This window comes from Polynucleobacter kasalickyi (assembly GCF_900176405.1).
GTDB classification, from domain to species: Bacteria; Pseudomonadota; Gammaproteobacteria; order Burkholderiales; family Burkholderiaceae; genus Polynucleobacter; species Polynucleobacter kasalickyi.
Map to the genome: position 1 here is coordinate 1 of NZ_FWXJ01000019.1, position 22732 is coordinate 22732.

Here is a 22732-nt window from a genome sequence, read left to right on the forward strand (position 1 = left end):
CGCCGATGATAGTGCGGATTACCCGTGTGAAAGTAGGTAATTGCCAGGCACCTTTAAGAAAAACCCAGATCTAACGATCTGGGTTTTTTGCTTTGAATATTTGAAAATCCTTGTTCATAATCATTGGTTTTATCGATAATTTGTAGTTCTATTAAAAAATATTGTGTTTTTTTAACTTTCAGCGATATAAATGGTTGACAAAATCAACCCTGTTGAAGGACAATCTAAGGTTCTCGGAGAGATGCCCGAGCGGCTAAAGGGGGCAGACTGTAAATCTGTTGGCTTACGCCTACGTTGGTTCGAATCCAACTCTCTCCACCAGAAGTATTGCAGTAGTGTGTTACGTGTTAGATTTGCGGGAGTAGCTCAGCTGGTAGAGCACTTGCCTTCCAAGCAAGATGTCGCGAGTTCGAACCTCGTCTCCCGCTCCAGTGTGTCAGGTTTGATTGAACGCTCATGTGGCTCAGTGGTAGAGCACTCCCTTGGTAAGGGAGAGGTCGGCAGTTCGATCCTGCCCATGAGCACCATAGTGCACCATATGGTTGGTGATGATTTATAAGATAAATGTAATCTATTAACAGTAGAGGCGGAAATGGCAAAAGAGAAATTTGAACGGACGAAGCCCCACGTTAACGTTGGCACAATTGGTCACGTTGACCACGGTAAAACGACATTAACAGCGGCAATTACAACCGTATTATCAAAAGCGTTTGGTGGCGAAGCGAAAGCTTACGATCAAATTGATGCTGCTCCAGAAGAAAAGGCACGCGGTATTACGATTAATACAGCCCACGTTGAGTATGAGACACAGAATCGTCACTATGCTCACGTTGATTGCCCAGGCCACGCTGACTATGTTAAAAACATGATTACTGGTGCTGCTCAGATGGACGGCGCGATTTTAGTATGTTCAGCAGCTGACGGTCCAATGCCACAAACACGTGAGCACATTTTGTTAGCGCGTCAAGTTGGCGTGCCGTACATTGTTGTGTTTTTGAACAAGTGCGACATGGTGGATGACGAAGAGTTGTTAGAACTCGTTGAAATGGAAGTCCGTGAGTTGTTGTCAAAGTATGACTTCCCAGGCGATGACACACCAATTATCAAAGGTTCAGCAAAATTAGCATTAGAGGGCGACGAAGGTCCTTTAGGCAAGCAAGCAATTATGGCTTTGGCTGATGCATTAGATACATACATCCCAACACCTGAGCGTGCTGTTGATGGTACATTCTTGATGCCGGTAGAAGATGTATTCTCTATTTCTGGTCGCGGTACAGTGGTAACAGGCCGTATTGAGCGTGGTATCGTTAAAGTCGGCGAAGAGATTGAAATCGTCGGTATCAAAGACACACAAAAGACAACATGTACAGGCGTAGAAATGTTCCGTAAGTTGCTAGACCAAGGTCAAGCAGGCGATAACGTTGGTATCTTGTTACGTGGTACAAAGCGTGAAGATGTAGAGCGTGGTCAAGTATTATGCAAACCAGGTTCAATCCTCCCACACACAGAATTCTCAGCAGAGGTTTATGTGTTGTCTAAAGATGAAGGTGGCCGTCATACTCCATTCTTTAACAACTACCGTCCACAGTTCTACTTCCGTACAACGGACGTAACTGGCGCGATTGAGTTGCCAAAAGACAAAGAGATGGTAATGCCAGGCGATAACGTACAAATTAGCGTGAAGTTAATTGCACCAATCGCGATGGAAGAAGGTTTACGTTTTGCGATCCGTGAAGGTGGCCGTACTGTTGGCGCCGGTGTGGTTGCAAAAATTATTGCTTAAGGTATAGGGGTGTAGCTCAATTGGCAGAGCGTTGGTCTCCAAAACCAAAGGTTGGGGGTTCGATGCCCTCCGCCCCTGCCACCAAAAGCAAGGTTAGAAAATAATGTCAGAACAGAAAAATTTATCAAGTGAAGTTGTTGAATCCAATTGGGTAGTCGGTGCGGCTATCTTTTTGGTGCTTGGCGCTTTGGTCGGATATTATGGCCTTGTTAATCAAGGCACAGTTATTCGTCTTGGCGTCTTGCTCGGTGGTTTTGCTCTTGCAATTGGGTTGTTAGCAATTACTTCGAGTGGTAAGAAATTTATAGCATATGCTAAAGACAGTATTAACGAAACAAAAAAAGTTGTATGGCCTACTCGTAAAGAGAGTACGCAAATGACTTTGATCGTTTTTGCTTTTGTTGCTGTGATGGCAATTTTCCTGTGGAGTGCCGATAAGATAATCGAGTGGATTATTTTCTCCGTATTTCTTGGGTGGAAATGATAAATATGACTAATACAGAAGTTGATCAAAATCCTCAAGCTGCAGAAAACATGCGTTGGTATGTAATACACGCGTATTCTGGCATGGAAAAGAGTGTCAAAAGAGGCTTAGAAGAGCGAATTGCTAGATCTTCAATTGCTGAACAGTTCGGTAGAATTCTTGTGCCTTCAGAAGAAGTTATTGAAGTAAAGGGCGGGTCAAAATCAGTAACTGAGCGTCGATTCTTTCCAGGGTATGTTTTAATCGAAATGCAATTGGGCGATGAGTCTTGGCATTTAGTCAAAAACACACCAAAGGTAACCGGCTTTGTCGGTGGTATCAAAAATAAACCATCGCCTATTTCTACAGCCGAAGTTAAAAAAATAATGGATCAAATGCAAGCTGGGGTTGATAAGCCTAAGCCGAAAACATTATTTGAAATTGGTGAAATGGTCCGAGTCAAAGAAGGTCCGTTTACTGACTTTAATGGCAATGTCGAAGAAGTTAACTATGAAAAGTCAAGATTAAGAGTTTCTGTTACAATTTTTGGTCGCGGAACTCCAGTGGAATTAGAGTTTGGCCAAGTTGAGAAAATGTAATAAAGATTAGTTTGTAGTTAGATGTAATCAGTAGAATAGTTTGGGTGTGTAAACACTCTAAACAAGAGGAGCAGAGTTAAGGTTGCCGCTTTAACAACGCGTTTACTCAACAGCGATCGTTAAGAAGATTCGCTTTTAAGGAGTTATACAATGGCAAAAAAAATCATTGGCTTTATTAAGCTACAAGTACCTGCGGGTAAAGCGAACCCATCGCCTCCAATCGGACCTGCTTTAGGTCAGCGCGGTTTGAACATCATGGAATTCTGTAAAGCATTTAATGCTCAGACACAAGGTGTTGAGCCAGGACTCCCAATTCCAGTCGTAATTACAGCGTTTGCTGATAAGAGCTTCACTTTCATCATGAAGACTCCTCCAGCAACGACTTTAATTAAGAAAGCCGCTAAGTTGGATAAAGGATCTGCAAGACCACATACTGATAAAGTAGGCAAGATCACACGCGCACAAGTTGAAGACATTGCTAAGGCAAAAATGCCTGATTTAACAGCAGCGAATTTAGAAGCAGCAGTAAGAACAATTGCAGGTAGCGCCCGTTCAATGGGTATTACTGTGGAAGGACTCTAATCATGGCAAAAATTTCAAAAAGATTACAAGCGATCCAATCTAAAGTTGATCGCAATAAACTTTATCCAATTGATGAAGCATTGAATCTTGTAAAAGAATGTGCTTCAGCAAAATTTGATGAATCAATTGACGTTGCAGTTCAACTCGGTATTGATGCAAAGAAATCTGACCAAGTTGTTCGTGGAGCAGTTGTACTTCCAGCTGGAACTGGTAAGTCTGTGCGTGTAGCAGTATTTGCACAAGGTGACAAAGCTGAACAAGCTAAAGCTGCTGGTGCTGATATTGTCGGTATGGAAGATTTAGCAGAGCAAATCAAAGGCGGTACGATGGACTTTGACGTGTTAATTGCGTCTCCAGACACAATGAGAATTGTTGGTGCTCTAGGCCAAATTCTTGGACCACGTGGTTTGATGCCAAACCCTAAAGTTGGTACTGTAACTCCAGACGTAGCAACTGCTGTTAAAAATGCAAAAGCAGGTCAAGTGCAGTTCAGAGTTGATAAAGCTGGAATTATTCATGCAACTATTGGCCGTCGTTCCTTTGAGCCAAGTGCATTAAAGAGTAACTTATCTGCATTACTTGACGCTCTTAGCAAAGCTAAGCCAGCTACAAGTAAAGGTGTCTATTTAAGAAAAGTTGCTGTCTCTAGCACGATGGGTGTAGGTGTCCGCGTCGAGCAGTCTTCTATTAACGCTTAAATAGTAAAAAGAACTTTGGGTCGTTGATGTAAAAGTCAGCGGCCATCAAAGACCGTTGGCGGAGTAACCCTTAATGAGAAATCACCAACGTAGATGGCGAACCTGAAAAGAATTCGCTGATGTGCAACCCCTCATGGAAACATGGGGATAAATGGAGTTAAACATGCCTTTAAATTTGGATGACAAAAAAGCGGTAGTGGCTGATATTGGTGCGCAAGTTGCCAGTGCTCAGACCATTGTACTAGCTGAGTATCGCGGCATTCCAGTGGGCGAATTGACAAAACTTCGTGCAAGTGCGAGAGAGCAAGGCGTATATTTACGCGTATTGAAAAATACTTTGGCTCGTCGTGCTGTACAAGGTACGCAGTTCGAAGCATTGGGTGAGTCGATGGTTGGCCCGCTGATTTACGGCATTTCTGTAGATCCGATCGCTTCAGCAAGAGTCTTAAATGACTTTTCTAAAACGAAAGATACCTTAGTAATCAAAGCAGGTTCATATAACGGGAAACAACTAGACGTTGAAGGTGTTAAAGCGCTAGCAAGTATCCCAGGTCGTGAACAGTTAATCTCTATGTTACTAGGTGTAATGTTAGCCCCTGTATCGAGCATGGCTCGTGTTCTAGGTGCGGTAGCAGCACAGAAATCCGAAGAAGCGCCTGCTGCTTAAAAGCATTAGTCGCATTTCAACATGAATGAATTAGGAGTTAAAAATGGCAATTACTAAAGAAGAAATTATTGAAGCAGTAGGAAATATGTCTGTAATGGACTTGAATGACTTAGTTAAAGCATTCGAAGAGAAGTTTGGCGTATCAGCAGCAGCTATGGCTGTAGCTGGTCCTGGTGCTGCAGCTGCAGTTGCTGAAGAGCAAACTGAGTTCAACGTTATTCTTGCTGAAGTTGGCGCGAATAAAGTTTCAGTTATTAAAGCTGTTCGTGAAATTACAGGTCTTGGCCTTAAAGAAGCGAAAGATTTGGTTGATGGTGCACCAAAAGCAGTTAAAGAAGGTGTTGATAAAGCCGCAGCTGAAGATGCTAAAAAGAAATTGGAAGACGCTGGCGCGAAGGTCGAACTCAAGTAATGAATATGTGGTGGTTAATACCCACCACATTATCGATTTGAGAGGTTTGGTTAGTAGCCAAACCAGATAATTTAATGAGTTATCTGGTTTGCCTTCTGATACGACTGCAGTAGGCAAATTTGGTCGGGTACGCCGTTGTGCGTGCTGTCCGCCAGAGCTTGGTAGAGGCCGAGCACCAAATCCCCCTTTTCAGTCGCCGAATTCGGAGATGACATGGCTTATAGCTTCACCGAACGCAAGCGCATCCGTAAGAGCTTTGCTAAGCGCCTGAATAATCATCAGGTACCCTATTTACTAACAACTCAGCTTGAGTCTTATACAAAATTTTTGCAAGAAAGAGTTGGTAGCCTTTCACGTCAAAATGAAGGTCTTCAGGCTGCATTTTTATCTATCTTCCCAATCGTATCCAATAATGGCTACGCAAAGATGGAATATGTTTCCTATCAATTATCAGCTCCTCCATTCGACGTTAAAGAATGTCAACAACGTGGCTTAACATTCCATTCAGCGTTGAGAGCTAAAGTTCGTTTAATTATTAACGATCGTGAAAACCCAACTAAAGTAAAAGAAATTAAAGAACAAGAAGTGTACATGGGCGAAATTCCGCTGATGACAGATACTGGTTCTTTTGTTATTAACGGTACAGAGCGTGTAATCGTATCTCAGTTACACCGTTCACCTGGCGTGTTCTTCGAACACGATAAAGGCAAAACACATAGTTCAGGAAAACTCTTGTTTTCAGCAAGAATTATTCCTTACCGTGGCTCATGGTTAGATTTCGAATTTGATCCTAAAGACATCCTGTATTTCCGTGTCGACCGTAGACGTAAAATGCCAGTAACTATTTTGTTAAAGGCATTAGGTTTAAACGACGAACAAATCCTCGCTAACTTCTTTAATTTTGATCATATTGAAATTAATAACGAAGGCGTTTCAATCGAATTCGTACCAGCAAGATTACGTGGTGAAGTTGCAAGGTTTGATATTAAAGACCGCGATGACAAAGTGATCGTTGCAAAAGATAAACGTATTAACGCGAAACATATTAGAGAATTAGAAGCTGCTAACACTAAATCAATCCTAGCTCCTGATGAGTATTTGATTGGTCGAGTATTAGCAAAGAATATTATTGATGAAGAAACTGGTGAAGTTCTTGCACATGCTAACGATGAAGTGAGCGATGACATTCTAGGCAAACTAAGAGTTGCAGGAATTACCAAGGTTGAAACAATCTATATCAATGATTTAGATCAAGGCTCATTCATTTCACAAACATTACGTGGCGATGAAATTGCTGGACAGCCAGAAGCGAGAATTGCGATTTATCGTATGATGAGACCTGGCGAGCCACCTACAGAAGATGCTGTAGAGGCCCTCTTCCAGAGATTGTTCTTCAACGAAGATAGTTATGACCTATCAAGAGTTGGACGTATGAAAGTGAATAGTCGTTTGAATCGTCCAGAAATGGAAGGTTCAATGGTTCTTTCTCATGAAGATATTCTAGATACGATTAAATTACTCGTTGACTTAAGAAACGGTAAAGGCGAAGTTGATGATATCGATCACTTAGGAAATCGTCGTGTTCGTTGCGTCGGTGAGTTGGCAGAAAATCAATTCCGTGCAGGTTTAGCAAGAGTTGAGCGTGCTGTGAAAGAAAGATTGGGACAAGCAGAAACAGAAAACTTGATGCCTCATGATTTGATTAATAGCAAACCAATTTCATCAGCCATCAGAGAGTTCTTTGGATCATCTCAGTTATCTCAGTTTATGGATCAAACAAATCCGTTATCTGAAATTACTCATAAACGTCGTATTTCAGCACTTGGCCCTGGTGGTTTAACACGTGAGAGAGCTGGCTTCGAAGTTCGTGACGTGCATCCAACCCATTATGGTCGTGTATGCCCGATTGAAACTCCTGAAGGACCAAACATTGGATTGATTAACTCACTCGCTTTGTTTGCTCGTTTAAATGAGCACGGCTTCTTAGAAACACCTTACCGTAAAGTTATAGACAATAAGGTCACGGAACAAGTAGATTATTTATCTGCTATCGAAGAAGCGAAATACGTAATTGCTCAGGCAAACGCAACCATTGATGAAAATGGCTTGTTAGCTGATGAATTAGTTTCATCACGCGAAGCTGGCGAAACAAAAATGGTTACACCTGATCGTATTAACTACATCGACGTTGCGCCAAGTCAAATTGTTTCCGCAGCAGCATCAATTGTGCCGTTCTTAGAGCATGATGATGCGAACCGTGCGTTGATGGGTGCGAACATGCAACGTCAAGCCGTACCATGTTTGAGACCAAGCAAGCCACTCGTTGGTACTGGTTTGGAAAGAATTGTGGCGGTTGACTCAGGTACAGTAGTCATGGCAACCCGTGGCGGTATTGTTGATTATGTAGATGCTAACCGTATCGTTATTCGTGTAAACGATGACGAAACAGCAGCAGGTGAAGTTGGTGTAGATATTTATAATCTCATCAAATACACAAGATCTAATCAAAATACCAACATCAATCAACGTCCGATTGTCAGAGTTGGTGATCAGATTGCCCGTGGCGATGTCGTTGCTGATGGAGCTTCTACTGACTTAGGTGAATTAGCACTTGGTCAAAATATGACCATTGCCTTTATGCCTTGGAACGGCTATAACTTCGAAGATTCAATTTTGATTTCAGAAAAAGTTGTAGCAGAAGACCGTTACACCTCAATCCACATTGAAGAGTTGAACGTTGTTGCTCGCGATACAAAATTAGGACCTGAAGATATTACACGTGATATTTCAAACTTGGCTGAGTCACAATTAAGCCGTTTGGATGAAAGCGGTATTGTTTATATCGGTGCTGAAGTTGAAGCTGGTGATGTATTAGTTGGAAAAGTTACACCAAAAGGTGAAACTCAACTAACACCAGAAGAAAAACTATTACGTGCAATTTTCGGTGAAAAAGCTTCAGATGTAAAAGATACCTCATTAAGAGTGCCTTCAGGAATGACGGGTACTGTGATTGATGTGCAAGTGTTTACTCGTGAAGGCGTAGAAAGAGACCAACGTGCTCAATCTATTATTCAGGAAGAATTACATCGCTATCGTTTGGACTTGAATGATCAGTTAAGAATTGTTGAAGGCGATGCCTTTAGTCGTTTAGAAAAACTCTTCATTGGTAAGATTGCAAATGGCGGTCCAGGCAAGTTAAACAAAGGTACAGCGATTACTAAAGAGTATCTCTCCACTGTTGAAAAATACCATTGGTTTGATATTCGTTTGGCTGACGAAGAGTTTGCAGCGCAAGTGGAGTCTATTAAAGAAGCAATTGAGCTCAAGCGTAAACAGTTTGAAGAAGCGTACTCTGAAAAGAATCGTAAATTAACTCAGGGTGATGAACTACAACCTGGCGTAACGAAAATGGTTAAGGTGTATTTAGCTGTTAAGAGACGCTTGCAGCCTGGTGACAAGATGGCCGGACGTCACGGAAATAAAGGGGTGGTTTCGAAAATTGCTCCAGTGGAAGATATGCCTTACATGGCAGACGGTACTGCAGTAGATATCGTTTTGAATCCGCTAGGTGTTCCATCACGTATGAACGTTGGTCAGATTTTAGAAAGCCATTTAGGTTGGGCAGCACTTGGTATTGGTAAGCGCATCACAGCAATGTTACAAGCGCAAGCAAAAATCCAAGAGTTGCGTACATTCCTCAATAGCCTCTATAACGAAACAGGCCGTGTTGAAGATTTGGATAGTTTGACAGATGACGAAATCCTTGAGTTAGCAAGAAACTTACGTCAGGGTTCACCGTTTGCAACGCCAGTATTTGATGGTGCTACAGAGGCAGAAATCGCAAAGATGTTGAATTTAGCATATCCAGAGGAAGTTGCTGGACCATTGCAAATGAATGCATCCCGTCAACAAATGAAACTATTTGATGGCCAGACTGGTGATGCTTTTGAGAGAAACGTAACCGTTGGTGTGATGCACGTATTGAAGTTACATCACTTAGTTGATGACAAGATGCATGCACGTTCAACAGGACCTTACTCACTCGTTACTCAGCAGCCGCTCGGTGGTAAAGCTCAATTCGGTGGTCAGCGTTTCGGTGAGATGGAAGTTTGGGCGCTTGAAGCTTATGGTGCCTCTTACGTATTACAAGAGATGCTCACGGTTAAATCTGATGACGTTAATGGACGTACGAAGGTGTACGAAAGTATTGTTAAAGGCGAGCACACTATTGAGGCAGGAATGCCTGAGTCCTTCAATGTTCTAGTAAAAGAAATTAGATCATTGGGTATAGATATCGATATGGAGCGTAATTAATATGAAAGCATTGCTTGATTTATTCAAACAAACTCAAGGGGAAGAGCAATTTGATTCTATCAAAATTGGTCTGGCATCTCCTGAGAAAATTCGCTCATGGTCTTTCGGTGAAGTACGTAAACCAGAAACTATTAACTACAGAACATTTAAACCTGAACGTGATGGTTTATTCTGCGCAAAGATTTTTGGCCCGATTAAGGATTATGAATGCTTGTGCGGTAAGTACAAACGCTTAAAGTTCCGCGGTGTAATTTGTGAAAAGTGTGGAGTTGAAGTCACACTCACTAAAGTTCGTCGTGAACGGATGGGTCACATTGATTTGGCGGCTCCGGTAGCGCATATTTGGTTTTTAAAATCATTACCTTCACGTTTGGGTATGGTTTTAGATATGACCTTGCGGGATATCGAGCGCGTACTTTACTTTGAAGCATATGTAGTTGTAGATCAAGGATTACTCCCTGAAGGCGTAGTAAAGCGCGCAGAGATTATGTCTGAAGAAGAGTACAACGCCAAGACTGAAGAGTATGGCGAAGGCTCATTTACAGCGATTATGGGCGCAGAAGGTATTCGTGAACTTTTAAGAAGTATCCAGATTGATCGCGATGTTGAAACTTTACGTTCTGAATTAAAGACTACTGGTAGTGATGCAAAGATTAAAAAATATGCAAAACGCTTAAAGGTACTCGAGGCTTTTCAAACTTCAGGCATTAAGCCTGACTGGATGATTCTCGATGTGTTGCCAGTATTACCACCAGAATTACGCCCATTGGTTCCTTTGGATGGCGGCCGCTTTGCAACGTCTGACTTAAATGATTTATATCGTCGTGTTATTAACCGTAATAACCGTCTCAAAAAATTACTCGAGTTACGTGCGCCAGAGATTATTGTTCGTAACGAAAAGAGAATGCTACAAGAAGCAGTAGACTCATTGTTAGACAATGGTCGTCGTGGTAAGGCAATGACTGGCGCAAACAAGCGTCCTCTCAAGTCCTTAGCTGAGATGATTAAAGGTAAGGGTGGTCGTTTCCGTCAAAACTTATTAGGTAAGCGCGTAGACTACTCTGGTCGTTCAGTAATTGTTGTTGGACCAAACCTCAAGTTACACCAGTGTGGATTGCCAAAATTAATGGCCTTAGAGTTGTTTAAGCCATTCATTTTTAACAAGTTAGAAACACTTGGTATTGCAACAACTATCAAGGCAGCTAAAAAAGAAGTTGAAAACCAAACGCCAATCGTTTGGGATATTCTTGAGGAAGTCATTCGTGAGCATCCAGTGATGCTCAACCGTGCACCAACTCTTCACCGTTTAGGTATTCAAGCGTTTGAGCCATTATTGATTGAAGGTAAAGCAATTCAATTGCATCCTTTAGTTTGTGCGGCATTTAATGCTGACTTTGACGGCGACCAAATGGCTGTTCACGTGCCACTTTCATTAGAAGCACAGATGGAAGCACGCACATTGATGTTGGCATCGAATAACATTTTGTTCCCTGCGAATGGCGAACCTTCAATCGTTCCATCCCAAGATATTGTTTTAGGTTTGTATTACGCAACCCGTGACAAGATTAACGGTAAGGGCGAAGGCATGATGTTTGCCGACATTTCAGAAGTGATTCGTGCCTATGAGGCAGGTCAAGTTGAATTGGCATCAAGAATATCTGTTCGTTTGACAGAATATGACATTATTGATAAGCACGCTGAAGGTGATGCGAGATTCCAAAAGAAAACTACGGTTATTCACACCTCTGTAGGTCGTGCAATTTTGTCAGAAATTCTGCCAAAAGGAATGGCGTTTGAAAATATTAATAAGCCGCTTAAAAAGAAAGAAATTTCTCGCTTAATTAATACTTCATTCCGTAAGTGTGGTTTGCGTGACACGGTAATTTTTGCTGATAAGTTGTTGCAATCTGGTTTCCGTTTAGCGACTAAAGCTGGTATTTCGATTGCCATCGACGATATGTTGATTCCGACCCAAAAGGAAAAAATCATCACCGATGCTGCCAACAAAGTTAAAGAGTACGAAAAGCAGTTTATGTCTGGCTTGGTAACAAACCAAGAGCGTTATAACAACGTGGTTGATATTTGGGGTGCCGCTGGTGACCAAGTAGGCAAGGCCATGATGGAGCAACTTTCTCAGCAAACCGTCCAAGACCGTCATGGTAACGACGTTAAACAAGAATCGTTTAACGCAATTTACATGATGGCGGATTCAGGTGCGCGTGGATCTGCAGCGCAGATACGTCAGTTAGCAGGTATGCGTGGATTGATGGCAAAGCCAGATGGCTCTATTATCGAAACGCCAATTACTGCGAACTTCCGTGAAGGTTTAAACGTTTTACAGTACTTTATTTCTACTCACGGTGCGCGTAAAGGTCTTGCTGATACTGCATTGAAAACAGCGAACTCCGGTTACTTAACACGTCGTTTATGCGATGTAACTCAAGATTTAGTTGTTATTCAAGAAGATTGTGAAGTTACAGAAGGCGTAACAATGAAGGCCCTGGTTGAGGGTGGTGAAATTATCGAAGCATTACGTGATCGTATTCTCGGTCGTGTGGTGATTGGTGATGTTGTACATCCTGATACACAAGAAGTCATCGTTACTCACGATACATTGCTTGATGAAGACATGGTTGATGAAATCGTGGCATCTGGCCTTGATGAAGTGAAGGTAAGAACGGTTCTCGCTTGTGCTACAAGATATGGACTCTGCGCTAAGTGTTATGGCCGTGACTTAGGTCGTGGCGGCTTGGTGAACGTAGGTGAGGCTGTAGGTGTGATTGCAGCGCAGTCGATTGGTGAGCCTGGTACACAGTTAACCATGCGTACTTTCCACATTGGTGGTGCGGCATCTCGTGCGCTAGTGGCAAGTAATGTTGAGGCGAAGTCTAACGGTACAGTACGTTTCTCAACAGCAATGAGATACATTTCCAATGCTAAGGGTGAGCAGGTAGTTATTTCTCGCTCAGGTGAAGCGTTGATTATGGATGATCATGGTCGTGAGCGTGAACGTCATAAAGTACCTTACGGTGCCACGCTTTTAGCAGCTGACGGTGAAGTAGTTAAAGCAGGCGCAAGCTTAGCGAGCTGGGATCCGTTAACACGTCCAATTATTTCCGAGTTCGCTGGTCAAATTAACTTCGAGAATGTTGAAGAAGGCGTAACAGTAGCGAAACAAGTTGATGATGTAACAGGTCTTTCAACATTAGTTGTAATTGATGGTAAGCGTAGAAGTGCTGCCGCTAAAGGGATTCGCCCAATTATCAAGATTCTCGATGAATCAGGTAGTGAAGTGAAGATTCCTGGAACGGATCATCCAGTAACAATCGGCTTACAATTCGGCGCCTTGATTACCGTCAAAGATGGCCAAATTGTAAAAACTGGTGAAGTATTGGCTCGTATTCCTATCGAATCACAAAAGACTCGTGATATTACCGGCGGTCTCCCACGTGTAGCAGAACTCTTTGAAGGTCGTTCACCAAAAGATGCTGCTGTATTAGCGAAAATCACTGGTACTGTTTCATTCGGTAAAGAGACGAAAGGTAAGCAACGTCTCGTGATTACTGATATGGATGGAGAGTCACATGAGTTCTTGATTTTGAAAGAAAAACAAGTTCTCGTTCACGACGGTCAAGTTGTCAATAAAGGCGAAATGATTGTTGATGGACCAGCTGATCCGCATGATATTTTGAATCTAAAAGGTATCGAAGAACTCTCAATGTATATTGTTGATGAAGTTCAGGACGTTTACCGATTACAAGGTGTGAAGATTAACGACAAGCACATTGAAGTGATTGTTCGCCAAATGTTACGCCGTGTACAAGTAACGGATGCTGGAGAAACAAACTTTATTACCGGCGAGCAAGTTGAGCGTTCTAAGTTGCTTGATGAAAACGATCGCGTCATTGCCTTGGGTAAACGCCCAGCAATTTACGAGAACGTTCTTCTCGGTATTACAAAGGCATCGTTGTCTACAGATAGCTTTATTTCTGCAGCTTCGTTCCAAGAAACTACAAGGGTATTAACTGAAGCTGCCATTATGGGCAAAGTAGATACACTACGTGGTTTGAAAGAAAACGTGATTATCGGTCGACTCATTCCCGCAGGTACAGGTTTGTCTTACCGTAAAGCACGTAAAGCTAGGGAGCAGTTTGAGCGCGATCGCGCAATGACGATTGCTAGCGAAGAAGCAAACGAAAAGACAGTAACTACAGAAGAAGTACCTGTAAGCGACGCTGAATAAAACGAAAAAGTCAAGAATCCTGAAAAGGGTTCTTGACGGTTCGCCAAAGTCAGTCTAGAATGCTAGGTTCTGTAAAACCCGAATTATTTCCCTAAAAAAAGAAATAGTTTGATTAACTAAACGAATTGAAGTACTCAGAGTATTGAAAGTAAGTTATGCCAACAATTAACCAGTTGCTAAAAAAGCCACGTACAAGTTTAGTGGTAAAAAGCAAGAGTCCTGCGCTGCAAAACAGTCCACAACGTCGTGGTGTCTGCACTCGCGTATATACAACAACTCCTAAAAAGCCAAACTCCGCTTTGCGTAAAGTTGCTAAGGTTCGTTTAACAAACGGATTTGAAGTAATTTCATACATCGGTGGTGAAGGTCACAACCTCCAAGAACACTCAGTCGTGTTGATTCGTGGTGGTCGTGTAAAGGATTTGCCGGGTGTGCGTTATCACATCGTCCGCGGCTCCTTAGATTTACAAGGTGTTAAAGATCGTAAGCAGTCACGCTCGAAGTATGGAGCAAAAAGAGCCAAGAAGGCTTAATTCTTGGTAATTATGCAAATAGGTTGTCTATTTGCAAAGTAAGTGATTACTCCGGCAAAAGCTAGTTGAGTAGTCAAGGGAATTTTCCCAACTGAACCTGAAGGAGTTACTATGCCACGTCGTAGAGAAGTACCGAAAAGAGAAATTTTGCCTGATCCAAAGTTTGGCAATGTTGAAGTAGCAAAATTTATGAACGTTCTCATGTTAGACGGTAAAAAATCCGTTGCAGAAAGAATCGTTTATGGCGCATTCGAGCACATCGAGAAAAAAGCCAACAAACCACCCCTAGACGTATTCTCAGTTGCCATGGGCAACGTAAAACCTATCGTTGAAGTGAAGAGTCGCCGTGTTGGTGGTGCTAACTATCAAGTGCCTGTCGAAGTAAGACCATCAAGAAGATTGGCGTTGGCAATGCGTTGGTTGAGAGAAGCTGCTAAGAAGCGTAGCGAGAAGTCTATGGCGCAACGTTTAGCAAATGAATTACTCGAAGCTGCTGAAGGCAGAGGCGGCGCGATGAAAAAACGTGATGAAGTTCACCGTATGGCTGAAGCTAATAAAGCATTCTCACATTTCCGTTTCTAAATTGAATTACATTGAATAAGTAAAAGAGGACACCGTGGCACGAAAGACACCTATCGAGCGTTACCGCAATATTGGAATTTCCGCGCACATTGATGCTGGAAAAACAACTACCACTGAACGCATCCTGTTTTATACAGGCGTGAATCACAAGATTGGTGAAGTTCATGATGGCGCAGCCACAATGGACTGGATGGAGCAAGAGCAAGAGCGTGGTATTACTATTACTTCTGCTGCTACAACGGCATTCTGGAAGGGTATGGCGGGTAACTATCCTGAGCACCGTATTAACATCATTGACACCCCAGGTCACGTAGACTTTACGATTGAAGTAGAGCGTTCAATGCGTGTTTTAGATGGTGCATGTATGGTTTACTGTGCTGTAGGTGGAGTTCAGCCACAGTCAGAGACTGTATGGCGTCAAGCAAATAAATATGGTGTTCCTCGTTTAGCTTTTGTGAACAAGATGGACCGTACAGGCGCGAACTTTTTTAAAGTTCACGATCAAATGCGTGCTCGTTTAAAAGCAAATCCAATTCCGCTCCAGGTTCCAATTGGTGCGGAAGAGAACTTTAAAGGGGTTATTGACCTCGTTAAAATGAAAGCAATCTTTTGGGACGAGGCGTCACAAGGCACAAAGTTTAGCTACGAAGAGATTCCAGCTGACTTGCTAGAGCTTGCTGAAGAGTGGCGTGAAAAAATGGTTGAAGCTGCTGCTGAATCATCAGAAGAGATGATGGACAAATATTTAAGCGGTGAAGCATTATCAGAAGAAGAGATTAAGTTAGCGATTCGTACGCGTACGATCGCTGGTGAAATCGTGCCAATGATGTGTGGGACTGCATTTAAAAACAAAGGTGTTCAAGCGATGCTTGATGGCGTGATTGATTATTTGCCATCCCCATTAGACATTCCTCCTGTAACTGGCGAGCAAGAAAATGGCGAGCCAACAGAAAGAAGAGCTGCTGATGATGAGAAGTTCTCTGCATTAGCATTCAAAATTATGACTGACCCATTCGTCGGCCAATTAATCTTCTTCCGTGTGTATTCAGGAATTGTTAATTCAGGAGATACGATTTATAACCCGATCAAGGGTAAGAAAGAACGTATCGGCCGTATTTTGCAGATGCATGCTAACCAACGCGAAGAAATCAAAGAAGTTCGTGCGGGTGACATTGCTGCAGCTGTAGGCTTGAAAGATGCAACAACAGGTGAAACACTTTGTGATCCATCAGCGATTATTATTCTCGAAAGAATGATATTCCCAGAACCAGTTATTTCTCAAGCGGTTGAGCCAAAAACCAAGGTTGACCAAGAGAAAATGGGTATTGCTTTGAATCGTTTAGCTCAAGAAGATCCATCTTTCAGAGTGAAAACGGACGAAGAGTCTGGACAAACAATTATTTCTGGAATGGGTGAGTTACACCTTGAGATTCTTGTTGACCGTATGAAGCGTGAATTCGGCGTTGAAGCAACAGTCGGTAAGCCACAGGTTGCCTACCGTGAAACAATTCGTAAGACTTGTGAAGAGATTGAAGGCAAGTTTGTTAAACAATCTGGTGGTCGTGGTCAGTATGGTCACGTTGTTCTCAAGTTAGAACCACAAGAGCCAGGCAAAGGTTACGAGTTCGTTGACGCAATTAAGGGCGGTGTTGTTCCTCGCGAATACATTCCTGCCGTTGACAAGGGAATTCAGGAAACATTAAACAATGGTGTGCTTGCTGGATACCCAGTTGTTGACATTAAAGCAACTTTGATTTTCGGTTCTTACCATGATGTTGACTCTAACGAGAATGCGTTCAAAATGGCTGGCTCCATGGCGTTTAAAGACGGTTGTCGTAAAGCTAGCCCAGTATTGTTAGAGCCAATGATGGCGGTAGAAGTAGAAACGCCTGAAGACTTTATGGGTAACGTAATGGGCGATTTGTCATCACGTCGTGGTATTTTGCAAGGTATGGATGATATTACGGGCGGTGGAAAAATCGTTCGTGCGGAAGTTCCGCTAGCCGAAATGTTTGGGTACTCAACAGGATTGCGTTCACTAACGCAAGGTAGAGCAACTTATACAATGGAATTTAAGCATTATTCTGAAGCACCGAAGAACGTTGCGGAAGCTGTTATTGCAGCAAAAGCAAAATAATTAACTAATTTTATATATAACTAACTTAAGTATTGAGAGGCGGAAATGGCAAAAGAGAAATTTGAACGGACGAAGCCCCACGTTAACGTTGGCACAATTGGTCACGTTGACCACGGTAAAACGACATTAACAGCGGCAATTACAACCGTATTATCAAAAGCGTTTGGTGGCGAAGCGAAAGCTTACGATCAAATTGATGCTGCTCCAGAAGAAAAGGCACGCGGTATTACGATTAATACAGCCCACGTTGAGTATGAGACACAGAATCGTCACTATGCTCACGTTGATTGCCCAGGCCACGCTGACTATGTTAAAAACATGATTACTGGTGCTGCTCAGATGGACGGCGCGATTTTAGTATGTTCAGCAGCTGACGGTCCAATGCCACAAACACGTGAGCACATTTTGTTAGCGCGTCAAGTTGGCGTGCCGTACATTGTTGTGTTTTTGAACAAGTGTGACATGGTGGATGACGAAGAGTTGTTAGAACTCGTTGAAATGGAAGTCCGTGAGTTGTTGTCAAAGTATGACTTCCCAGGCGATGACACACCAATTATCAAAGGTTCAGCAAAATTAGCATTAGAGGGCGACGAAGGTCCTTTAGGCAAGCAAGCAATTATGGCTTTGGCTGATGCATTAGATACATACATCCCAACACCTGAGCGTGCTGTTGATGGTACATTCTTGATGCCGGTAGAAGATGTATTCTCTATTTCTGGTCGCGGTACAGTGGTAACAGGCCGTATTGAGCGTGGTATCGTTAAAGTCGGCGAAGAGATTGAAATCGTCGGTATCAAAGATACACAAAAGACAACATGTACAGGCGTAGAAATGTTCCGTAAGTTGCTAGACCAAGGTCAAGCAGGCGATAACGTTGGTATCTTGTTACGTGGTACAAAGCGTGAAGATGTAGAGCGTGGTCAAGTATTATGCAAACCAGGTTCAATCCTCCCACACACAGAATTCTCAGCAGAGGTTTATGTGTTGTCTAAAGATGAAGGTGGCCGTCATACTCCATTCTTTAACAACTACCGTCCACAGTTCTACTTCCGTACAACGGACGTAACTGGCGCGATTGAGTTGCCAAAAGACAAAGAGATGGTAATGCCAGGCGATAACGTACAAATTAGCGTGAAGTTAATTGCACCAATCGCGATGGAAGAAGGTTTACGTTTTGCGATCCGTGAAGGTGGCCGTACTGTTGGCGCCGGTGTGGTTGCAAAAATTATTGCTTAAGTTTTTTGTATTTGACGGGTTGTAAGTGCGCTGCTTACAACCCTTAAAAAATAATATGAGCGTCAGCGCCGCTATGTTCTTTAGGAAATATCATGCAAAGCCAGAAAATCCGTATCCGTTTAAAAGCATTTGATTACCGTTTAATTGATCAGTCAGCTGCTGAAATTGTAGACACTGCAAAAAGAACGGGTGCTGTAGTTAAAGGACCAGTACCATTGCCAACAAGAATTGAGCGTTTTGATATTTTACGTTCACCGCACGTTAACAAAACGTCGCGTGACCAGTTAGAAATCAGAACACATTTACGTTTGATGGATATTGTTGATCCAACAGAAAAAACAGTTGATGCTTTAATGAAATTAGATTTACCAGCTGGCGTTGACGTTGAAATCAAACTTCAGTAAAAAAAAGATTGCCAATCATTTAATTTAAGTATAGAATGATTGGCTATGCTAAAAATTTGCTTAGTATATTTATTAAGTAAAATTTTATGTAGTTGTACAAGTAATACAGAAATGGGATTTTTAGTAAGCATTCCTTCACTAAAGATCATTAATTAATTTTAGTCGACCAATCGATGTCGACATGGGAGTAGATATGAGCTTAGGCTTGATCGGCCGCAAGGTCGGCATGACTCGCTTGTTTACTGATGAGGGTGATTCAATTCCAGTCACCGTTATTGATGTAAGCAACAACAGAGTCGCACAAATCAAAACTCAGGAAACTGACGGCTATGACGCTGTTCAGTTGGCACACGGCGAGCGCCGTGCTTCACGCGTAACCAAAGCAATGGCTGGACACTTTGCAAAAGCAGGTGTTATGGCAGGTAACGCACTCAACGAATTCAGATTAGATGCAGCAAAAATCGGTGAACTCACAATTGGTTCAGCTATGGGCGTTGATGCGTTCACGGTTGGTCAAAAAGTAGATGTGCAAGGTACAACAATCGGTAAGGGTTATGCCGGCACAATCAAACGTCACCATTTCTCATCTGGTCGTGCCAGTCACGGTAACTCAAGATCACACAACGTACCAGGCTCTATCGGTATGGCTCAAGATCCTGGACGTGTATTCCCTGGTAAGCGTATGACAGGTCACTTGGGTGATGTTACACGTACAGTGCAGAATTTGGAAATAGCCCGCGTTGATGCAGAGAGACAGCTCCTTTTAGTTAAGGGTGCAGTTCCTGGTTCACGTGGTGGAAAAGTTATTGTTACGCCGGCAATTAAAACGCCAGCGGCAAAATCTTAATAAGGGGCCATCATGGAACTTAAGCTCCTAGAAGCAAACGGAAAAATCGGTGAAGCAATTACGGCTTCAGCAGAAGTATTTGAACGCGAATACAACGAAGCATTGGTACATCAGATTGTTGTAGCTTATCAAGCTAACGCAAGAAGTGGAAACCGTGCACAGAAGGATCGTGAACAAGTTCATCACACAACTAAAAAACCATGGAAACAAAAAGGTACTGGCCGCGCACGTGCTGGTATGTCTTCTTCTCCATTGTGGCGTGGCGGTGGACGTATCTTCCCGAACTCACCAGAAGAAAACTTCTCACATAAAGTTAACAAGAAAATGTACAGAGCTGGTATGCGCTCAATCTTTTCTCAGTTAGCAAGAGAAGGTCGTTTAAATGTTGTGGATAGCTTTAACTTGGAAGCGCCAAAAACAAAATTGCTAGCTGAAAAAGTTAAAGCAATGGGTTTAGACTCAGTGTTAATTATTTTGGACAAGGTTGACGAAAACTTATACCTTGCTGCACGTAATTTACACAAGGTTTCAATCGTTGAAGCGCAACATGCTGATCCATTGTCTTTAGTTCACTTCCAAAACATTTTGGTTGGTAAAGCAGCGATTGCTCAAATTGAGGAGATGCTCAAATGATACAAACTCGTAGAAACGAACATCGCCTTTTAAGTATTCTGCTTGGCCCAGTTATCTCAGAAAAAGCAACAATGGTTGCTGAGAAAAATGAACAAGTGGTATTTGAAGTTGCACGTGATGCTAATAAGCTTGAAATTAAAGGGGCAGTTGAGTTGCTCTTTAAAGTTGAAGTGAAGTCAGTTCAAGTGGTAATTCAAAAAGGTAAAGCAAAGAAATTTGGTAGATTCGAAGGTCGTCGCAATCATGTTAAGAAAGCTTACGTATCGTTGAAGCCAGGTCAAGAAATCAATTTTGAGACGGAGGTCAAATAATATGGCACTGATCAAGACAAAACCAACCTCACCTGGACGTCGTTCCATGGTGAAATTGGTTAACCCAGATTTACATAAGGGTAAGCCATTTGCACCGTTATTAGAGCCACAAATTCAAAATGCTGGTAGAAATAACAACGGTCACATTACGACTCGTCACAAAGGTGGCGGACATAAGCATCATTACCGTGTTGTTGATTTCAAGCGTAATGATAAAGATGGTATTCCAGCAAAAATTGAACGCTTAGAATACGATCCAAACCGTACTGCTAACTTAGCATTGTTGTTATTTGCAGATGGTGAAAGACGTTACATCATTGCTGCTAAAGGCATGGTTCAAGGTCAGCCAATTATGAGTGGATCTGAAGCGCCAATTAAAGCTGGTAATAATTTGCCAATCCGTAATATTCCTGTTGGTAGCACAATTCACTGCGTTGAAATGATGCCTGGTAAAGGTGCTCAAATTGCTCGCTCGGCTGGTGGATCAGCTGTGTTATTGGCGCGCGAAGGCATTTATGCTCAAGTTCGTTTGAGATCAGGTGAAGTAAGACGTGTTCATATTGAATGCAGAGCTACTATCGGTGAAGTTGGTAATGAAGAACATTCATTACGTCAAATAGGTAAAGCTGGTGCTAATCGTTGGCGTGGTATTCGTCCAACAGTTCGCGGCGTTGCTATGAACCCTGTTGACCATCCACATGGTGGTGGTGAAGGAAGAACTGGGGAAGGTCGTGTACCTGTCTCTCCATGGGGAACCCCGACTAAGGGTTATCGTACAAGACGTAACAAGCGCACTACGACAATGATCGTTCAGCGTCGTCAAAAACGTTAATCGACTGAGGAAATCAAAATGACTCGTTCAGCAAAAAAAGGCCCATTCTGTGATGCCAACCTTGTTAAAAAGGTTGAAACTGCAGTAGCCATTAAAGACAAAAAGCCCATTAAAACATGGTCAAGACGTTCAACTATTCTCCCTGATTTTATCGGGTTGACGATTGCCGTTCATAACGGTCGTCAACATGTACCGGTTTATGTTTCAGAGAACATGGTTGGTCATAAACTCGGTGAATTTGCGTTGACTAGAACTTTTAAAGGTCACGCAGCCGACAAGAAAGCTAAGAAGTAAGGGGAAATGATGGAAACTAAAGCCATTCACCGTAGTGCCAGAATCAGTGCGCAAAAGACACGTCTCGTTGCGGATCAGATTCGCGGTCTACCAATTGCGAGAGCAATAAATATTCTAACTTTCAGTCCTAAAAAAGCTGCATTTATCATGAAAAAAGTTGTTGAATCTGCAATTGCTAATGCAGAACACAACAGCGGTATTGATATTGATGAATTAAAAGTTAAAGCGGTTACTGTCGACAAGGCAACTTCACTCAAGCGTTTTACTGCTAGAGCAAAAGGCCGCGGTAACAAAATTGAAAAACAAACTTGTCACATCACTGTGACTTTGAGTAATTAAGGAAGAGTCATGGGTCAAAAGATTAATCCCAATGGTTTCCGTCTTGCGGTCACTCGCAACTGGACTTCACGCTGGTATGCTGGTAATACAGACTTTGCTGGTATGCTCCAAGAAGATATCGAAGTGCGTAATTACTTAAAGAAAAAATTGAAAAATGCTTCTGTAAGTAAAGTAATTATTGAGCGTCCAGCTAAAAACGCAAAAATTACCATTTTAAGTTCACGTCCAGGTGTAGTGATCGGTAAAAAAGGTGAAGATATCGAAGTGCTCCGCAAGGAACTTCAAAAGCGTATGGGCGTTCCAGTTCACGTTAATATCGAAGAAATTCGTAAGCCTGAAATCGATGCGCAGTTAATTGCTGATTCAATTACTCAGCAGTTAGAAAAGCGTATTATGTTCCGTCGTGCGATGAAGCGTGCAATGCAAAGTGCTATGCGTCTTGGAGCTCAAGGTATCAAAATCATGAGTTCTGGTCGTTTAAATGGTGCTGAAATTGCTAGACGTGAATGGTACCGTGAAGGTCGTGTTCCACTTCATACATTAAAAGCTGATATTGATTATGCAACTTCTGAAGCTGAAACTACTTACGGAATTATTGGCGTAAAAGTATGGGTCTATAAAGGCGATACTTTAGGAAATAATGTTGTAATTCCTGCAGTTCCAGCGCAACCTGAGGTTGATGATGACAAGAAATCACGTCGTGCACCACGTGGTCCTCGTAAAGCTGAAGGTTCTGATGGCGATAAGCCAGAAGTAAAGGCAGCTGTGAAGAGGGTTCGTAAAGTTGTGAAGCCTGAAGATGCACCTAAGGCAGGAGAATAAT

Annotated in this window: 21 protein-coding genes and 4 tRNA genes; all 25 read left to right on the forward strand. The window is 42.5% G+C overall.

The window, feature by feature from the left end; genetic code table 11:
• Positions 1 to 235 precede the first annotated feature (235 nt).
• The 25 genes from B8983_RS12955 (at position 236) to rpsC (ending at position 22731) form a co-directional block, all read left to right on the forward strand.
• A tRNA-Tyr gene (locus B8983_RS12955) sits at positions 236 to 321 on the forward strand.
• Between the two features lie 34 nt (positions 322 to 355).
• Positions 356 to 431 (forward strand) — tRNA-Gly (locus B8983_RS12960).
• A gap of 21 nt (positions 432 to 452) precedes the next feature.
• Positions 453 to 527 (forward strand) — tRNA-Thr (locus B8983_RS12965).
• Between the two features lie 65 nt (positions 528 to 592).
• Positions 593 to 1783: an elongation factor Tu gene (tuf, locus tag B8983_RS12970; RefSeq protein ID WP_084285774.1), complete on the forward strand. Its 1191-nt coding sequence runs from the start codon at positions 593 to 595 to the stop codon at positions 1781 to 1783.
• 5 nt (positions 1784 to 1788) lie between these two features.
• A tRNA-Trp gene (locus tag B8983_RS12975) sits at positions 1789 to 1864 on the forward strand.
• Positions 1865 to 1886: 22 nt separating this feature from the next.
• Positions 1887 to 2267, forward strand: coding sequence for a preprotein translocase subunit SecE (gene secE, locus B8983_RS12980; RefSeq protein ID WP_084285775.1), 381 nt, complete (start codon positions 1887 to 1889; stop codon positions 2265 to 2267).
• Positions 2268 to 2272: 5 nt separating this feature from the next.
• Positions 2273 to 2845 (forward strand): transcription termination/antitermination protein NusG, encoded by a 573-nt coding sequence (nusG, locus tag B8983_RS12985; RefSeq protein ID WP_084285777.1) that lies wholly within the window; start codon positions 2273 to 2275, stop codon positions 2843 to 2845.
• Between the two features lie 150 nt (positions 2846 to 2995).
• Positions 2996 to 3427 (forward strand): 50S ribosomal protein L11, encoded by a 432-nt coding sequence (rplK, locus tag B8983_RS12990; protein WP_084285779.1) that lies wholly within the window; start codon positions 2996 to 2998, stop codon positions 3425 to 3427.
• Positions 3428 to 3429: 2 nt separating this feature from the next.
• The gene (rplA, locus tag B8983_RS12995; RefSeq protein ID WP_084285781.1) at positions 3430 to 4125 is read left to right on the forward strand and encodes a 50S ribosomal protein L1; all 696 of its coding nucleotides are present in this window, start codon (positions 3430 to 3432) and stop codon (positions 4123 to 4125) included.
• 163 nt (positions 4126 to 4288) lie between these two features.
• The gene (rplJ, locus tag B8983_RS13000) at positions 4289 to 4792 is read left to right on the forward strand and encodes a 50S ribosomal protein L10 (protein WP_084285881.1); all 504 of its coding nucleotides are present in this window, start codon (positions 4289 to 4291) and stop codon (positions 4790 to 4792) included.
• A 43-nt stretch (positions 4793 to 4835) separates the two neighbouring features.
• Positions 4836 to 5204, forward strand: a complete 369-nt coding sequence (rplL, locus tag B8983_RS13005; RefSeq protein ID WP_084285783.1) for a 50S ribosomal protein L7/L12 — start codon at positions 4836 to 4838, stop codon at positions 5202 to 5204.
• Between the two features lie 213 nt (positions 5205 to 5417).
• Positions 5418 to 9518: a DNA-directed RNA polymerase subunit beta gene (gene rpoB, locus B8983_RS13010; RefSeq protein WP_084285785.1), complete on the forward strand. Its 4101-nt coding sequence runs from the start codon at positions 5418 to 5420 to the stop codon at positions 9516 to 9518.
• Position 9519: 1 nt separating this feature from the next.
• The gene (gene rpoC, locus B8983_RS13015; protein ID WP_084285787.1) at positions 9520 to 13761 is read left to right on the forward strand and encodes a DNA-directed RNA polymerase subunit beta'; all 4242 of its coding nucleotides are present in this window, start codon (positions 9520 to 9522) and stop codon (positions 13759 to 13761) included.
• 155 nt (positions 13762 to 13916) lie between these two features.
• Positions 13917 to 14294, forward strand: a complete 378-nt coding sequence (gene rpsL, locus B8983_RS13020) for a 30S ribosomal protein S12 (RefSeq protein WP_084285789.1) — start codon at positions 13917 to 13919, stop codon at positions 14292 to 14294.
• A 111-nt stretch (positions 14295 to 14405) separates the two neighbouring features.
• Positions 14406 to 14876 (forward strand): 30S ribosomal protein S7, encoded by a 471-nt coding sequence (rpsG, locus tag B8983_RS13025; RefSeq protein WP_084285790.1) that lies wholly within the window; start codon positions 14406 to 14408, stop codon positions 14874 to 14876.
• Between the two features lie 34 nt (positions 14877 to 14910).
• On the forward strand, positions 14911 to 17013 hold the full coding sequence (gene fusA, locus B8983_RS13030) for an elongation factor G (RefSeq protein WP_084285792.1): 2103 nt from the start codon (positions 14911 to 14913) through the stop codon (positions 17011 to 17013).
• A 45-nt stretch (positions 17014 to 17058) separates the two neighbouring features.
• On the forward strand, positions 17059 to 18249 hold the full coding sequence (gene tuf / locus B8983_RS13035) for an elongation factor Tu (RefSeq protein WP_084285774.1): 1191 nt from the start codon (positions 17059 to 17061) through the stop codon (positions 18247 to 18249).
• A gap of 92 nt (positions 18250 to 18341) precedes the next feature.
• Positions 18342 to 18653, forward strand: coding sequence for a 30S ribosomal protein S10 (gene rpsJ, locus B8983_RS13040; protein WP_084285796.1), 312 nt, complete (start codon positions 18342 to 18344; stop codon positions 18651 to 18653).
• Positions 18654 to 18846: 193 nt separating this feature from the next.
• Entirely contained in the window at positions 18847 to 19500 is a 654-nt protein-coding gene (gene rplC, locus B8983_RS13045; RefSeq protein ID WP_084285799.1) for a 50S ribosomal protein L3, read from the forward strand.
• Between the two features lie 12 nt (positions 19501 to 19512).
• Positions 19513 to 20133, forward strand: coding sequence for a 50S ribosomal protein L4 (gene rplD, locus B8983_RS13050; protein ID WP_084285801.1), 621 nt, complete (start codon positions 19513 to 19515; stop codon positions 20131 to 20133).
• A complete protein-coding gene (rplW, locus tag B8983_RS13055; protein WP_084285806.1) occupies positions 20130 to 20444 on the forward strand; it encodes a 50S ribosomal protein L23 in 315 nt (104 codons plus the stop codon). Before rplD ends, rplW begins: the two co-directional genes overlap by 4 nt.
• A gap of 1 nt (position 20445) precedes the next feature.
• On the forward strand, positions 20446 to 21276 hold the full coding sequence (gene rplB, locus B8983_RS13060) for a 50S ribosomal protein L2 (RefSeq protein WP_084285809.1): 831 nt from the start codon (positions 20446 to 20448) through the stop codon (positions 21274 to 21276).
• Between the two features lie 18 nt (positions 21277 to 21294).
• The gene (gene rpsS, locus B8983_RS13065) at positions 21295 to 21570 is read left to right on the forward strand and encodes a 30S ribosomal protein S19 (protein ID WP_084285812.1); all 276 of its coding nucleotides are present in this window, start codon (positions 21295 to 21297) and stop codon (positions 21568 to 21570) included.
• 9 nt (positions 21571 to 21579) lie between these two features.
• Positions 21580 to 21909 carry a 50S ribosomal protein L22 gene (rplV, locus tag B8983_RS13070; RefSeq protein ID WP_084285815.1) on the forward strand — a complete coding sequence of 110 codons (330 nt, stop codon included), beginning with the start codon at positions 21580 to 21582 and terminating at the stop codon, positions 21907 to 21909.
• 9 nt (positions 21910 to 21918) lie between these two features.
• On the forward strand, positions 21919 to 22731 hold the full coding sequence (rpsC, locus tag B8983_RS13075) for a 30S ribosomal protein S3 (RefSeq protein WP_084285821.1): 813 nt from the start codon (positions 21919 to 21921) through the stop codon (positions 22729 to 22731).
• The last annotated feature ends 1 nt before the right edge of the window (position 22732 follow it).